This window comes from Micromonospora citrea (assembly GCF_900090315.1).
Lineage (GTDB): Bacteria > Actinomycetota > Actinomycetes > Mycobacteriales > Micromonosporaceae > Micromonospora > Micromonospora citrea.
In genome coordinates this window covers 1,802,896-1,818,078 of record NZ_FMHZ01000002.1, presented here as the reverse complement: position 1 = coordinate 1,818,078, position 15,183 = coordinate 1,802,896, and the positions used below count along the sequence as shown (strand labels likewise).

Sequence of the window (15,183 nt, the reverse complement as noted above, 5' to 3'; positions counted from 1 at the left end):
GCGCCCTGTGGCATCCGCACACCCTGGCACCCGCACACCCTGGCCCTCACGGCGCCCGCGCCGGTGCCCCGCGCGCCGTGGCCCCGCCCCCGCGCGGGCGCCGAGACGCCATGATCCGAACAACTTCCGGGAAGTAGTGGTGTCCCGACGCCCGGATGCCACTACTTCCCGGAAGTTGCGCGATCTCGGGCCATCGAGGCGAGAGCGAGAGCGGCGAGAGCGAGAGGGTGAGGGTGAGGGGCGCGGGGGTCGGGATGCGCGGAAGCCCCCGGTTCCCGTCAGGGGCCAGGGGCTTCCAGGGAAAGTCGGGTCAGCCGGCCTGCTCGGCGAGCTGGAGGAACTGCCGCTTCGAGGCAAGCGCCTGCTCGGCCTCGCGGATCCGCTTGGCGTCGCCCGCGGCCCGGGCGCGGGCCAGCCGCTCCTCGGCCTCGGCGACCTGCGCCCGCATCTGGGCCAGCAGCGGGTTGTCCTCCTTGGTGGTCCGCCGCCAGGCCGAGTCCATCACCTCGCGGACCTTCTCGTCGACCGCGCGCAGCCGCCGCTCCAGCCCGGCGGCCGCCTCGCGGGGCACCCGGCCGGCCTCGTGCCACTGCGCCTGGATCTCCCGCAGCCTGGCCTGCGCGCCCTTCGGGTCGCCGTCGACGTCCAGCGCCTCGGCCTCGGCGAGCAGCGCCTGCTTGCGCTCCAGGTTGGCCCGCTGCTCGTTGTCGCGGGCCGAGAAGACCTCGCTGCGCCGGGTGAAGAACTCGTCCTGCGCGGCCCGGAACCTCTCCCAGAGCTTCTGCTCCGCCTCCTTGGAGGCGCGCGGGGCGGCCTTCCACTGGTTCATGAGGTCCTTGAGCTGGTTAGCCGTGGCCGCCCAGTCGGTGGAGTCCTTCAGCTTCTCCGCCTCGGCGACCAGCTCCTCCTTGACGGACTGCGCCTGCTTGCGCTGCGCGTCCAGCGAGGCGAAGTGGGCGCCCCGGCGCCGGGTGAAGCCGTCCCGGGCGGCGGCGAACCGCTTCCACAGCTCACCGTCGGTCTTCTTGTCGACCCCGCGAATGGTCTTCCACTCGTCGAGGATCTCCTTGAGCCGGTCGCCGGCGGTCTTCCAGCCGGTCGACTCGGCGGCCAGCTTCTCCGCCTCCTCCACCAGGGCCTGCTTGCGGGCGAGCGCCTCGCCCCGGGCGGCCTCCTTGGCGGCCTTGGCCTCGCCGGCCTTCTCCTCGGCGACGGCGGCGAGCCGGTCCAGCCGGGCGGCCAGCGCGTCGATGTCGCCGACGACGTGCGCGTCGGCGAGCGAGGCGCGGATCCGGCGGATCGTGGTCAGCGAGTGGCCGGCGTCCGCCGCACCCGAGTTGAGCCGCGCCTCCGTCAGGTTGACCTCGGTCACCAGGTCGTCGAAGCGGCGGGCGAAGTGGGCCAGCCCCTCCTCGGGCGCTCCCGCCTGCCAGGATCCGACCACCCGCTCGCCCTCGGCGGTCTTGACGTACACGGTGCCGTCCGCGTCCACCCGTCCGAAGGCAGTCCAGTCGCTCATGTGCCCATCCTCGTTCTCCCGGCGTCGGGGAGCAGTCCCACGATCGCCGCCACGGCGCAGCAAAGTTTCCCCCGGCATTGTCACAGGTGCGACCCGGTTCCCGTCGAGCGCCTATCGCCGACCGTGACCATACGGTGTCCTACCGCCTGCGACCGGCAACCTGAAAGGAAGTTGTCGAACTTGCCCGTACGCTGTACCGTACGGCGTACGGGCCAGCGACCCGCAGTCGCCGGCCGATGAAGGAGGAGCACATGACGCAGTCCCGCAGCCGGATCACGCCCCCGGTCGACCAGAGCTTCGTGCCGGACCCGGCCGCCCTCGACGAGCTGGACGAATGGTTCCGCCGCTACGACGCGTTGGCCGAGGCGGGCGACGTGGCGGGCACCGCCGACCTGGCGATGTTCCCGCTCAACACGGTCACCGACGACGCCGCCGGGGAAGGCTCCGCCCAGCAACTCGACCGCCCGGCGTACCTGGAGAAGATGGGCGGCGTCCTCGGCGGCGGGGGCGACCTGACCATGGAATCCCGTCGTACCCCGTACTTCCTCACCCCCAGCCTGGTCATCGTCTTCACCGAGGCGGAGTTCACGATCGACGGCGAGCGGCAGCAGGTGCGCTACGCCGACCTGCTGGTGAAGGCCGGCGGCCAGTGGCGCTTCCAGACCATGGTGCAGGGCGGCTGGGGCGGCCAGGCAGGCTGAGCGGTGGGTGCGGGGCGCCGGGCGCAGTCGTGCCGATACCGTTGCCTGGTGCCCCTGGTCGCCGCCGCCGTCTGCCCCCACCCGCCGCTGATCGTCCCCGAGCTGGCGGGTGCCGCCGCACCCGAGCTGGACGAGCTTCGCGCCGCCTGTGACGCCGCCGTCGCCGGGCTGATCGCCGCCAGGCCCGACGTGATCGTCCTGGTCGGCGGCGGTCCGGAGACCGCCCGCTTCAACGCGGCCGACCACGGCTCGCTGCGGCCGTACGGCCTCGACCGGCACGTGCGGTTGTGGAAGGTGAACTGCGCCGGGAGCGACCGGCTGCCGCTGAGCCTGACCGTCGGCGCGTGGCTGGTTGGCCGCGCCGGGACCGACCTGCCCCGGTTCGCGCAGTCGGTCGCCGCCGACGCCGGCCCGGACGAGTGCGCCGCGCTCGGGGCGGAGCTGGTGCGCGGCACCGAGGGCCGGGTCGCGTTGCTGGTGCTGGGGGACGGCTCCGCCTGCCGGGGCGAGAAGGCGCCCGGCTACGACGACCCGCGCGCCGAGGCGTACGACGACGGGGTCGCCCGCGCCCTGGCCGGCGCGGACGCCGACGCCCTGCGCGGCCTGAACCCGGGGCTGTCGGCGGAGCTGAAGGTCGCCGGCCGGGCGGCCTGGCAGGTGCTCGCCGGCGCGGCGGAAGCGACAGGCGGGCAGTGGCGCGGCGACGTGACCTACGACGCCGCGCCCTACGGCGTGGCCTACCTCGTGGCCAGCTGGGAGCCGGCGTGACGGCGCCGGGCGGGGCCGGACACGGCCGCCCGCCGGCCGGCACGGTGGTCGCGGTGGTCGGGCCCACCGCGGCCGGAAAGTCGGCGCTCAGCATCGCCCTCGCGCACGCCCTCGACGGCGAGGTGGTCAACGCCGACTCCATGCAGCTCTACCGGGGCATGGACATCGGCACCGCGAAGCTCACCCCGGCCGAGCGCGAGGGGGTGCCGCACCACCTGCTCGACATCTGGGACGTCACCGAACCGGCGAGCGTGGCGGAATACCAGCGGCTGGCCCGCGCGGCGGTCGACGACATCCTGACCCGGGGCCGGGTGCCGCTGCTGGTCGGCGGCTCCGGCCTCTACGTGCGGGCGGTGCTGGAGCGGTTCGAGTTCCCTGGCACCGACCCGGTCGTGCGGGAGCGGCTGGAGCGGGAGCTGGCCGAGGCCGGCCCCGCCCCCCTGTACGCCCGGCTGCGCGAGGCCGACCCGGCCGCCGCGGCGGGGATCCTGCCCGGCAACGGCCGGCGGATCGTGCGGGCGCTGGAGGTCGTCGAGCTGACCGGGGCGCCCTTCACCGCGTCGCTGCCCGACCCGACGCCCTACTATCCGTCGGTGCAGCTCGGGGTGGACCTGGACACGGCGCTGCTGGACGAGCGGATCGCCCTGCGGGTCGACCGGATGTGGGCCGACGGCCTGGTCGCCGAGACCCGGGAGCTGGTCGGGCGCGGCCTGCCGCAGGGGCGTACGGCCAGCCGGGCGCTCGGCTACCAGCAGGTGCTGCGCTTCCTCGCCGGGGAGCTGACCGAGGCCGAGGCGCACGACGAGACGATCCGCGCCACCCGGCGCTTCGTGCGGCGGCAGCGGTCCTGGTTCCGCCGGGACGAGCGGATCCACTGGCTCGACTCGGCCGCGCCGGAGCTGATCCCGGCCGCCCTGCGACTGGTGCCGGCCGCTGCGCGATGATGGGGGCGTGCAGTTCACCAAGGGCCACGGCACCGGCAACGACTTCGTCATCCTGCCCGACCCCGACGACCGGCTGGAGCTGACGCCCGGCCTGGTCGCGGCGCTCTGCGACCGGCGGCGCGGGATCGGCGGCGACGGCGTGCTGCGGGTCGTCCGGGCGGCGAAGCACCCCGAGGGCGCCGACCTGGCCGGCGAGGCCGAGTGGTTCATGGACTACTGGAACGCCGACGGGTCGTTCGCCGAGATGTGCGGCAACGGCGCCCGGGTCTTCGTCCGCTACCTGCTCGCCGCCGGGCTCGCCGAGCCGGCGGGTGAGGCGCTGCCGGTGGCCACTCGGGCCGGCGTCGTGCGCGCGCTGGTCACGGCCGACGCCATCGCCGTCGAGATGCGCCGCCCCCGGCTGTACGACACGGCGAACGCCAGCCTCGGCGGGCTGACCCTGCCCGGGACCGCGGTGGACGTGGGCAACCCGCACCTGGTCTGCGCGCTGCCGGCCGGGCTGGAGCTGCCCGCGTTGGACCTCACGCGGGCTCCCGAGGTCGACCCGACGGTCTTCCCGGCCGGGGTGAACGTGGAGTTCACCGCGCCGGGCGAGCCGGTCGACGGCGCCGACGGCCACGTGCTGATGCGCGTGTACGAGCGCGGCTCCGCCGAGACGCTCTCCTGCGGCACCGGCGCCTGCGCGGTGGCCGCCGTGGCCCTGCGCGACGCCGGCCGGGAGACCGGGGTGATGGCGGTGGACGTTCCGGGCGGCCGGCTCTCGGTCACGGTGACGGAGGATTCCTGCTGGCTGGCCGGCCCCGCCACCCTGGTGGCCACCGGCACCCTGAACCCCACCACCCTGACCACCCCCTGACCCCACCCGGCCCACCCCGGCCCTCGGTCCGCCCCCGCCCCCACCCCCACCCCCACCCCCGCCCTTGCGCGCGTTGATCATGACGTTACCGGCTGAGAGAGCGCTTTCCGGACGCGCTAACGTCATGATCAACGCGGCGGAGGGCGGGCGCGCGGGTCGGCGGGCGCGGGCGGAGGGCGCGGGGTGGGTTTTTACGGGGTGGCGCTGGCCTCGGCGGCGATCTCGGGGAGGTCGGCGGGGCCCGGGTCGGCGGCGGGGGCCGGGGCCGGGTTCTGCGCGGCGGCGCGGACGGCCGCCGCGACCGCCGGGGCGACCCGCGAGTCGAAGACGCTGGGTACGATCACCGTCGGGTTGATCTTGTCCTCGCCGACGACGTCCGCGATGGCCCGGGCCGCCGCGATCGCCATCTCCTCGGTGAACTCCTCGGCGTGCGCGTCCAGCATGCCGCGGAAGACGCCCGGGAAGGCCAGCACGTTGTTGATCTGGTTCGGCTGGTCGGAGCGGCCGGTGGCGACCACGGCGGCGTGCTTGCGCGCCTCGCGCGGGTCGACCTCCGGGTCGGGGTTGGCCAGCGCGAACACGATCGCGTCCTTGGCCATCGTGGCGATGTCGTCGCCGGTGAGCAGGTTCGGGGCGCTGACCCCGATGAAGACGTCGGCGTCGCGGACCGCCCCGGCCAGGTCGCCGGAGTAGTTCTCCTTGTTGGTGTGCTCGGCCAGCCACTGCCAGGCCGGGTTGAGCCCGCTCTGGCCGCGGTGCAGGGCGCCCTGCCGGTCGTACGCGATGATGTCGCCCACGCCCTGGCGCAGCAGCAGCTTCATGATCGCGGTGCCGGCCGCGCCCGCGCCGGAGACCACGACCCGGACGTCCGCGAGCTGCTTGCCCACGACGCGCAGCGCGTTGGTCAGCGCGGCCAGCACGCAGATCGCCGTGCCGTGCTGGTCGTCGTGGAAGACCGGGATGTCCAGCGCCTCACGCAGCCGCGCCTCGATCTCGAAGCAGCGGGGCGCGGCGATGTCCTCCAGGTTGATCCCGCCGTACGCCGGGGCGATGGCCTTGACGATCTGGACGATCTCGTCGGTGTCCTGGGTGTCGAGCACCACCGGCCAGGCGTCCACCCCGCCGAAGCGCTTGAACAGCGCCGCCTTGCCCTCCATCACCGGCAGCGACGCGGCCGGGCCGAGGTTGCCCAGGCCCAGTACGGCCGAGCCGTCGCTGACCACGGCCACGGTGTTGCGCTTGATGGTCAGCCGGCGGGCGTCGGCCGGGTTCTCGGCGATCGCCTGGCAGACCCGCGCCACCCCCGGCGTGTACGCGCGGGACAGTTCGTCGCGGGTGCGCAGCGCCACCTTCGAGCTGACCTCGATCTTGCCGCCGAGGTGCAGCAGGAACGTGCGGTCGGAGACCTTGCGCACGTCCACGCCGTCCAGCGCGGTCAGCGCGTCGACCACCTGGTCGGCGTGGCTGGCGTCGGCGGTGTCGCAGGTCAGGTCGACGAGCACGTGCGTGGGATCGGAGTCCACCACGTCGAGCGCGGTGACGATCGCACCGGCCTCGCCGACGGAGGTGGTCAGCCGGCCGATCGAGGAGGCGTCCGCGGGCACGGCGATCCGGATGGTGATCGAGAATCCGGCACTCGGAAGTCGGGTGATGGCCACAGGATCCCTCCGTCGACGCTGAGCGGCTCGCACCGCATTTCTACTCGCCCACCCGGGCGGGCCGACGGGCCGCCCCCACTTTTGTGGCGCGTCAGGGTGGGCATATAGGAGGTGCGTCCGGCGTTGACACATGTCAGGATTGCTCGGTACGCGACAGAACCTGCGCGTACGGGGCAGAACGGACAGGAGATCAGCTTGACCAACCAGGAGACCTTCCTCCCCCACACCGACGACGAGCTCGACGCCACCACCGGGGAGTTCGAGCTGTCAGAGCGGCAGGCACTGCGGCGGGTCCCTGGCCTCTCCACCGAGCTCGCCGACATCACCGAGGTCGAATACCGCCAGCTGCGCCTGGAGCGCGTCGTGCTGGTCGGTGTCTGGACCGAGGGTACCCAGAACGACGCCGAGAACTCCCTCACCGAGCTCGCCGCGCTGGCGGAGACCGCCGGCTCGCAGGTGCTCGAAGGGCTGATCCAGCGGCGCAGCCGCCCCGACCCGGCCACCTACATCGGCCGGGGCAAGGTCGACGACCTCGGCTCGGTCGTGCTCTCCAGCGGCGCCGACACGGTGATCTGCGACGGTGAGCTGTCGCCGTCCCAGCTGCGCAACCTGGAGCAGCGCACCAAGGTCAAGGTGGTCGACCGCACCGCGCTGATCCTCGACATCTTCGCCCAGCACGCCAAGAGCAAGGAGGGCAAGGCGCAGGTCGAGCTGGCCCAGCTCGAATACCTGCTCCCCCGCCTGCGCGGTTGGGGTGAGACGCTCTCCCGGCAGACCGGTGGCAGCGGTCGCGGCGGGGGCGCGGGCGGCGGCGTGGGCCTGCGCGGTCCCGGTGAGACCAAGCTGGAGACCGACCGACGCCGGATCCGCCACCGCATCGCCCGGCTGCGCCGGGAGATCAAGGGCATGAAGACGGTACGCCAGACCAAGCGCGCCCGGCGGTCCCGCAACGCCGTTCCGGCGGTCGCCATCGCCGGCTACACCAACGCCGGAAAGTCGAGCCTGCTCAACCGGCTGACCGGGGCGGGCGTGCTGGTCGAGAACGCCCTCTTCGCCACCCTCGACCCGACCACCCGCAAGGCCACCACCTCGGACGGGCGGCTCTACACGCTCTCCGACACGGTGGGCTTCGTCCGACACCTGCCGCACCAGATCGTCGAGGCGTTCCGCTCCACGCTTGAGGAGGTGGCCGAGGCCGACCTGGTGGTGCACGTCGTCGACGGCACCCACCCGGACCCGGAGGAGCAGGTCCGCGCGGTCCGCGAGGTGCTCTCCGAGGTGGGCGCCGACCGGCTGCCCGAGCTGCTGGTGGTCAACAAGACCGACGCCGCCGACGAGGAGACGCTGCTTCGGCTCAAGCGGCTCTGGCCGGAGGCGGTCTTCGTCTCCGCGCACACGGGCCGCGGGATCGACGGGCTGCGCGAGGCCGTCGAGGCGCGGCTGCCCCGCCCGGCGGTGGAGGTCCGCGCGGTGCTGCCGTACGACCGGGGTGACCTGGTCGCGCGGGTGCACCGGCAGGGCGAGGTGCTGAGCACCTCCCACCTGCCGGAGGGGACGCTGGTGCACGTCCGGGTGGGCGACGCGCTCGCCGCCGAGCTGGCTCCGTTCCGGACGACGCCGGAGGATCAGGCGGTCGCCGCGGCACGGTGACGGCGTCCCGGCGTCACCCGGCGGAAACCTGCGGCATGCGACACTGATTCAATGCGCCGCGCTGTTTCTTCGGTCACGGTCGCCCTCGGCTTGCTGGGGGCGACCGTGGCGTGTGCAGGGGTCGCCTCGGCGGCGCCCGCCTCGGCCTCGTCCCCGCTCGCGGCCGCCCCGGGCAAGAAGCGGTGCACGGTGACCGACGAGCGGCTGCGGGAGCTGTCGGGCCTGGTCGCCACCAGGACCGGCTACATCGTGATCAACGACGGCACCGAGGTGGAGAGCCGCAAGCGGGTCTTCTTCCTCGACAGCAAGTGCGGGATCGCCAAGGAGCCGGTCCGCTACTCCGGGCAGGGGCCGTTCGACACGGAGGACCTGGCGCTCTCTCCCGACGGCAGGACGCTCTGGATCGCCGACACGGGTGACAACATCACCAGCCGGGAGCGCCGTGACCGGGTGGCGCTGTGGAGCATGCCGGTCAGCGGGTCCAAGCGGCCGGTGCTGCACCGACTCTCCTATCCCGAGCGCAAGCCGCACGACGCCGAGGCGCTGCTGATCGGCGACGACGGCAACCCACTGATCATCACTAAGGTGATGTCGGGCAAGGCGCAGATCTTCACCCCCGCCGCGAAGATGAAGAGCGGGGACACCGAACCGGTGCCGATGAAGAAGGTCGGCGAGATCACCCTGCCGAGGACGGACACGGACAATCGGCTCGGCGCACCGGGCCGGGTGGCGATCACCGGAGCGGCGCGGTCCCCCGACGGGTCCCGGGTGGTGGTGCGCACCTACGCCGACGCCTTCGAGTACGACGTGGCCGGCGGCGACATCGTCGCGGCCCTGACCACCGGCAAGCCACGGGTGACGGCGCTGGCCGACCCGTTCGGTGAGGCGATCGCCTACACGCCGGACGGCAAGACCTTCCTCACCGTGTCCGACGGCGGCCAGCTCGACGACGGCGAGGCGGTCGACATCCTCGCCTACACCCCGTCCACGGAGGGCGCGAAGCCGCTGGCCGGCGAGGGCGACGGGCAGAAGAAGGCGGCCGGTCAGTCCTGGCTCGACGGTCTCAGCCTGGCCGACATCACGTACCTGATCGCCGCGGTCGGCGTGGTCGGTGCGCTGATGGTGGCGGCCGGCGTCTTCGGCATCCTGCGGGCCCGGCGCAAACCGGCCGCCCCGAGGCGCGACGGCGACGGCCCGGATCGTCACGATGCCCCCGCCGACGACCTAAGGGGCCTGGCGGACGACGACTACCTGCCGCCCGGCGACCGGGCGCGCGGCGGCGTCTACGGCGGCGCGCCCTCCGGCGGCGTGTACGGCGGTCGCGGCGGCGCGGTGCCGCCGGGCGGCGGTCGCGGCGGTGCGGTGCCGCCGGGCGGCGGTCGCGGCGGTGCGGTGCCGGCCGGTGGACGCGGCGGGGCCGCGCCGGCCGGTGGCGGCGTCTACGGTGGCGGTCGACCGGCGGGCGGTGGCACCTACGGCGGTGGTGGCCGCCCGGCCGGTGGCGGGGTCTACGGCGGCGGCCGGCAGCCCGGCCCCGTTGGCCCTGCCGGCGGTGGCGGCGGTCGCCAGGGTGGCGGGCGTTCCGGTGGCGGCGTCTACGGCGGCCAACCGGGCCCCGGCGGCGGTCGGGCGGAACCACCGCGCCGGGGCGAGCCGGATCCTCGTGGCCAGCGCCCGGCCCGCCGGCGCGACGACGGCTACGACGATGGTCGCGGCGCCCCCTACGGCCAGCCGCCCGGCAGCGGCCGGAGCTACCGGGGCGACCGTTACTGAACTACGCACGGGGCCCGATACCCGATCCGGCCGGCTCGGTTCCCGGCCCGGCCCGGCTTGGCTGGCCGGCCCGGCTTGGCTGGCCAGCCCGGCTTGGCTTGGCTGGCCGGACCGGCGTGGTTGCCGGGCACGGCTTGCTGGCCCGGTCGGCTTGGTCCCCGACGCGGCCCGGGGCGCCGGTCGACCCGGACACCGCCCAGGCGTGATTCCCGACGCGGGCACTGATGCCGGCCGGCCCACGGGGGACCGCCGTCGGCGGACACCCGGAGGGTCGGCCCGGGTCAGATCCGGCGCAGCACCGCGACGACCCGGCCCATGATGGTGGCGTCGTCGCCGGGGATCGGGTCGAAGGCCGGGTTCTGCGGCATCAGCCAGACGTGCCCGTCGCGGCGACGGTAGGTCTTGACCGTCGCCTCGCCGTCGAGCATGGCGGCGACGATGTCGCCGGCGTCGGCGGTGGGCTGCTGCCGGACGACCACCCAGTCGCCGTCGCAGATCGCCGCGTCGAGCATCGAGTCGCCCTTGACCTGGAGCATGAAGACCTCGCCCTCACCTACCAGCTCGCGGGGGAGGGGGAAGATGTCCTCGACGGCCTGCTCGGCCAGGATCGGACCACCGGCGGCGATCCGGCCCAGCATCGGCACGTAGGCCGGGGCCGGGCGCTGCGAGCGGGTCAGCTCGTCGTCGACGTCGCCGGGGGCCCGGACGTCGACGGCACGCGGCCGGTTGGGGTCGCGGCGCAGGAAGCCCTTCTTCTCCAGCTCCTTGAGCTGGTAGGCGACGCTCGACGGCGACACCAGGCCGACCGCCTCGCCGATCTCGCGCACGCTCGGCGGATAGCCGTGCCGGTCCACCCAGGTGCGGATGAACTCCAGGATCCGGCGCTGTCGGGCGGTGAGGTCCACCGTCGCCGGGTCGGGGAAGGCGCTGACCACCGGGGTGACCGGGCGCACGGCGGGCTGCCCGGTCCGGCTGCGCGCGGCGCCCCGGCGTCGGGTGGCCGGCGGGCCCGCCTCGGTGATCTGCTGCGGGCTCTTGGGCCGGCTGGCCCGGTCCTCGGTCACGTCCGTCCTCCCTGGTCGGCGCTGGGTGCCTTGGCGGCTCGTGGTGCGTGCGGTGGTGCTGGTGCGTGCGGCGGCGCTGTCGGTGGTGCCTGGCACCCCCGGCGGTGCCGGGTGCGCGCGGTGGTGCCCGGTGGCCGGTTGCGGCAGAATCCGCGCCCGGTTGTTGATGACCGTATAGGTGAGATCAGTCATTTTCAAACGTCTGTACGACATCGCCTCGGCGTGTCGGGGTGAAAAACGGGCCTGCTCGTACTCACGTTCTGATAAATGGTACGTCGGATCGAACGGGTGTTCGACATCCGCCCGGCGGTCGAACGCTTTCCGGGCGGCCGGACGAATAACCCGAGGGGGTGTCCGGCGGTTGGTCCTCGGGTGGGCGGCGGTGGCCGGTGGACTCCGGATGGCGGTGACGCGCCGGACACGCCGCCCAACTTGACCGCGGATCGTCGGCGGCATACGGTCAACCCCTAGATGTAGTAGTCACACGGGCGTAAGTCGCCTACAGGTTGGGTTCGACTACCGACCGCACTCCCGTACCGTCGGCACGGCGCAGACCATCGGCAGATGGCTCCGCCGCGCTGCCGCGTGCCCGGGAGGCGGTCGGCGCGCCCGCGATCGATGAAGGAGGTCGGGTGCTGTGCGGTGTCCGTACTGCCGACACGCTGACTCCCGGGTCGTCGACTCGCGGGAGGCCGACGACGGCCAGTTGATCCGCCGGCGGCGCTCCTGCCCGGAGTGCGGCAAGCGGTTCACCACGGTGGAGGAGGCGGTCCTCGCGGTCGTCAAGCGCAGCGGGGTCACCGAGCCGTTCAGCCGCACGAAGATCATCGGCGGGGTGCGCAAGGCGTGCCAGGGCCGGCCGGTGGACGACGACTCGATCGCGCTGCTCGCGCAGAAGGTCGAGGAGACCGTCCGGGCCAAGGGGGCCGCCGAGATCCCGAGCCACGAGGTGGGGCTGGCCATCCTGGGCCCGCTGCGGGACCTTGACGAGGTCGCCTACATGCGGTTCGCCAGCGTCTACCGGTCGTTCGACTCGCTCGCCGACTTCGAGCGCGAGATCGAGACGCTGCGGGCCGCCGCACGCGCCCGGGAGGGCGCCGGGGCCGACGCGGTCGAGGCCGCCGGCCGTACCAGTTGAAGTTCTTGAGCAGTTTTACAGTCGGATCGCGCGGCGGGTGGCCGCGCGGACGAGGGGGCGGATGAGATGTCGGGGGATGGTGTGACGACGAGCAGGGCACGGAGCAAGGCCGGCGCGGGGCTCAAGGTGGAGCGGGTCTGGACGACCGAGGGGGTGCACCCCTACGACGAGGTCGCCTGGGAGCGCCGCGACGTCGTGATGACCAACTGGCGCGACGGCTCGGTCAACTTCGAGCAGCGGGGGGTCGAGTTCCCCGAGTCGTGGAGCGTCAACGCGGCGAACATCGTGACCACCAAGTACTTCCGGGGCGCGGTGGGCACCCCGGAGCGGGAGTGGTCGCTCAAGCAGCTGATCGACCGGGTGGTCACCACCTACCGAACCGCCGGTGAGGAGTACGGCTACTTCGCCGGCCCCGCCGACGCCGAGGTCTTCGCCCACGAGCTGACCTGGATGCTGCTGCACCAGGTGTTCAGCTTCAACTCGCCGGTCTGGTTCAACGTCGGCACGCCGTCGCCGCAGCAGGTCAGCGCCTGCTTCATCCTGGCCGTCGACGACTCGATGGACTCGATCCTCGACTGGTACAAGGAGGAGGGGCTGATCTTCAAGGGCGGCTCCGGCTCCGGCGTCAACCTGTCGCGGATCCGCTCCTCCCGCGAGCTGCTCTCCTCCGGCGGCAACGCCTCCGGCCCGGTCAGCTTCATGCGTGGCGCGGACGCCTCCGCCGGCACCATCAAGTCCGGCGGCGCCACCCGGCGCGCGGCCAAGATGGTCATCCTCGACGTGGACCACCCGGACATCCAGGAGTTCGTGGTCACCAAGGCGCGCGAGGAGGACAAGATCCGCGCGCTGCGCGACGCCGGGTTCGACATGGACCTCGGCGGTGCCGACATCGTCAGCGTGCAGTACCAGAACGCCAACAACTCCGTCCGGGTCTCCGACGAGTTCATGACCGCCGTGGAGAACGGCGGCGGCTTCGACCTGCGCGGCCGCCTCGACGGCGCGGTGATCGAGACCATCGACGCCAAGGGCCTGTTCCGCAGCATCTCCCAGGCCGCCTGGGAGTGCGCCGACCCCGGCCTGCAGTACGACGACACCATCAACGACTGGCACACCTGCCCGGAGACCGGGCGGATCACCGCGTCGAACCCGTGCTCGGAGTACCTGCACCTGGACAACTCCTCGTGCAACCTGGCCTCGCTCAACCTGATGAAGTTCCTCCGCGCCGACGGCGGCTTCGAGGTGGAGAAGTTCGTCAAGTCGGTCGAGCTGGTCATCACCGCGATGGACATCTCGATCTGCTTCGCCGACTTCCCGACCGAGAAGATCGGCGAGACCACCCGCGCCTACCGGCAGCTCGGCATCGGCTACGCCAACCTCGGCGCCCTGCTGATGGCCTCCGGCCTGCCGTACGACTCGGAGCAGGGTCGTTCCGTCGCCGCGGCGATCACCTCGCTGATGACCGGCACCGCCTACCGCCGCTCCGCCGAGCTGGCCGGCATCGTCGGCCCGTACGACGGCTACGCCCGCAACGCGGAGCCGCACAAGCGGGTCATGCGCAAGCACGCCGCCGCCAACGACGAGATCAAGCCCTCGGGCACCGTGGCCACCGCGATCGTCCGCGAGGCCACGAAGCAATGGACCCAGGGCAACAAGATCGGTGACAAGTTCGGCTGGCGCAACTCGCAGGCCAGCGTGCTCGCCCCGACCGGCACCATCGGCCTGATGATGGACTGCGACACCACCGGCGTCGAGCCGGACCTGGCGCTGGTCAAGTTCAAGAAGCTGGTCGGCGGCGGCTCCATGCAGATCGTCAACCAGACCGTGCCGCGCGCCCTGCGCAGCCTCGGCTACCCCGAGGAGCAGGTCGAAGCGATCGTCGAGCACATCGCCGACCACGGTCACGTGGTGGACGCCCCGGGCCTGAAGCCGGAGCACTACCCGGTCTTCGACTGCGCCATGGGTGAGCGGTCCATCGCCCCGATGGGTCACGTGCGGATGATGGCGGCCGTCCAGCCGTTCATCTCCGGCGCCATCTCCAAGACGGTCAACATGCCGGAGGCGGCGACCGTCGAGGACGTCGAGAAGATCTACTTCGAGGGCTGGAAGCTCGGCCTCAAGGCGCTGGCGATCTACCGCGACAACTGCAAGGTCGGCCAGCCGCTGTCGGCCGCCAAGCCGGGCAAGGCCGCCGCCACCACCGAGGCTCCGGCCGAGGCGGAGAAGGTGGTCGAGAAGGTCGTCGAGTACCGCCCGGTGCGCAAGCGGCTGCCGAAGAAGCGCCCGTCCCAGACGGTCAGCTTCTCCGTCGGCGGCGCCGAGGGCTACCTCACCGCCTCGTCCTACCCGGACGACGGCCTCGGCGAGGTCTTCCTCAAGATGTCGAAGCAGGGCTCGACCCTGGCCGGCGTGATGGACGCCTTCTCGGTGGCCATCTCCATCGGTCTCCAGTACGGCGTCCCGCTGGAGACGTACGTCAGCAAGTTCACCAACATGCGCTTCGAGCCGGCCGGCATGACCGACGACCCGGACGTGCGGATGGCCGCCTCGGTGATGGACTACATCTTCCGTCGCCTGGCGCTGGACTTCCTGCCGTACGAGCGCCGCGCGGAGCTGGGCATCTTCACCGCCAAGGAGCGGGCCGCCCAGCTCCGGGCCGAGGCGGAGGCGGAGGCGAACGGTGCGGACCTCACCGCGATGGCCGCCTCCGCCCCGGTCGAGACGCACGCCGAGCCCAAGACCGGCCCGGTCGCCCAGCCGGCGCAGGAAGTGGCCGACGTCGCCGCCGCCAAGCCGGCGCCGTCCGTCGGCTCCAGCACCGAGCTGCTGGAGGCCGTGATCGGCAAGGCCGCCGACGCGCCGCTCTGCTTCACCTGCGGTACGAAGATGCGCCCGGCCGGTAGCTGCTACGTCTGCGAGGGCTGCGGCTCCACCAGCGGCTGCAGCTGACGTTCGACCGCGATGAGCCCCGGGCGTTCTGCGCCCGGGGCTCATCCGTTTCTTACGGTTCCTGATCGACTCCGCGGACGCCGGCCGCGGCCACGGCTCGCGCGCTCGTCCACCTCGTCCGCGTCCCAGGCGGTCGTCCCGATCAGGCGGGCGACAGGTTCAGGAA

General features: G+C 73.0%; 11 protein-coding genes. 8 read left to right on the top strand and 3 right to left on the bottom strand.

What is annotated here, in order from left to right; genetic code table 11:
- Positions 1-310: 310 nt before the first annotated feature.
- The gene (locus GA0070606_RS08390; protein WP_091096535.1) at positions 311-1,519 is read right to left on the bottom strand and encodes a DUF349 domain-containing protein; all 1,209 of its coding nucleotides are present in this window, start codon (positions 1,517-1,519) and stop codon (positions 311-313) included.
- A gap of 251 nt (positions 1,520-1,770) precedes the next feature.
- Between GA0070606_RS08390 and GA0070606_RS08385 the strand changes: the two genes are divergently transcribed.
- Genes GA0070606_RS08385 through dapF form a run of 4 tightly spaced genes read left to right on the top strand, consistent with a single transcriptional unit; the run spans position 1,771 to position 4,788 of the window.
- The gene (locus GA0070606_RS08385) at positions 1,771-2,220 is read left to right on the top strand and encodes a hypothetical protein (RefSeq protein ID WP_218105996.1); all 450 of its coding nucleotides are present in this window, start codon (positions 1,771-1,773) and stop codon (positions 2,218-2,220) included.
- Positions 2,221-2,268: 48 nt separating this feature from the next.
- On the top strand, positions 2,269-2,988 hold the full coding sequence (locus tag GA0070606_RS08380; RefSeq protein ID WP_091096533.1) for a class III extradiol dioxygenase subunit B-like domain-containing protein: 720 nt from the start codon (positions 2,269-2,271) through the stop codon (positions 2,986-2,988).
- Positions 2,985-3,932: a tRNA (adenosine(37)-N6)-dimethylallyltransferase MiaA gene (gene miaA, locus GA0070606_RS08375; RefSeq protein WP_091096531.1), complete on the top strand. Its 948-nt coding sequence runs from the start codon at positions 2,985-2,987 to the stop codon at positions 3,930-3,932. The genes GA0070606_RS08380 and miaA overlap by 4 nt, the downstream gene beginning before the upstream one ends.
- Positions 3,933-3,939: 7 nt before the next feature.
- Positions 3,940-4,788, top strand: a complete 849-nt coding sequence (gene dapF / locus GA0070606_RS08370; RefSeq protein ID WP_091096528.1) for a diaminopimelate epimerase — start codon at positions 3,940-3,942, stop codon at positions 4,786-4,788.
- A 191-nt stretch (positions 4,789-4,979) separates the two neighbouring features.
- Here dapF and GA0070606_RS08365 read toward each other — a convergent pair whose 3' ends face one another.
- Positions 4,980-6,446, bottom strand: coding sequence for an NAD-dependent malic enzyme (locus GA0070606_RS08365; RefSeq protein ID WP_091096525.1), 1,467 nt, complete (start codon positions 6,444-6,446; stop codon positions 4,980-4,982).
- Positions 6,447-6,641: 195 nt separating this feature from the next.
- Between GA0070606_RS08365 and hflX the strand changes: the two genes are divergently transcribed.
- Together hflX and GA0070606_RS08355 are read left to right on the top strand one after the other, a co-directional pair.
- Entirely contained in the window at positions 6,642-8,096 is a 1,455-nt protein-coding gene (gene hflX, locus GA0070606_RS08360) for a GTPase HflX (protein ID WP_091096523.1), read from the top strand.
- 51 nt (positions 8,097-8,147) lie between these two features.
- A complete protein-coding gene (locus GA0070606_RS08355; RefSeq protein ID WP_091096521.1) occupies positions 8,148-9,869 on the top strand; it encodes a hypothetical protein in 1,722 nt (573 codons plus the stop codon).
- 281 nt (positions 9,870-10,150) lie between these two features.
- On the opposite strand, the gene lexA is transcribed toward GA0070606_RS08355, so the two are convergent.
- A complete protein-coding gene (gene lexA, locus GA0070606_RS08350) occupies positions 10,151-10,933 on the bottom strand; it encodes a transcriptional repressor LexA (protein ID WP_091096519.1) in 783 nt (260 codons plus the stop codon).
- Between the two features lie 637 nt (positions 10,934-11,570).
- Between lexA and nrdR the strand changes: the two genes are divergently transcribed.
- A complete protein-coding gene (gene nrdR, locus GA0070606_RS08345) occupies positions 11,571-12,071 on the top strand; it encodes a transcriptional regulator NrdR (protein ID WP_091096517.1) in 501 nt (166 codons plus the stop codon).
- Between the two features lie 66 nt (positions 12,072-12,137).
- The gene (locus GA0070606_RS08340; RefSeq protein WP_091096514.1) at positions 12,138-15,017 is read left to right on the top strand and encodes a vitamin B12-dependent ribonucleotide reductase; all 2,880 of its coding nucleotides are present in this window, start codon (positions 12,138-12,140) and stop codon (positions 15,015-15,017) included.
- Positions 15,018-15,183: the final 166 nt, after the last annotated feature.

What these genes read in the sequence shown, in the direction of transcription:
- GA0070606_RS08390 (WP_091096535.1), bottom strand. Translation starts at nt 1,519, where the DNA reads ATGAGCGACTGGACTGCCTTCGGACGGGTGGACGCGGACGGCACCGTG.
- GA0070606_RS08385 (WP_218105996.1), top strand. Translation starts at nt 1,771, where the DNA reads ATGACGCAGTCCCGCAGCCGGATCACGCCCCCGGTCGACCAGAGCTTC.
- GA0070606_RS08355 (WP_091096521.1), top strand. Translation starts at nt 8,148, where the DNA reads ATGCGCCGCGCTGTTTCTTCGGTCACGGTCGCCCTCGGCTTGCTGGGG.
- GA0070606_RS08340 (WP_091096514.1), top strand. Translation starts at nt 12,138, where the DNA reads ATGTCGGGGGATGGTGTGACGACGAGCAGGGCACGGAGCAAGGCCGGC.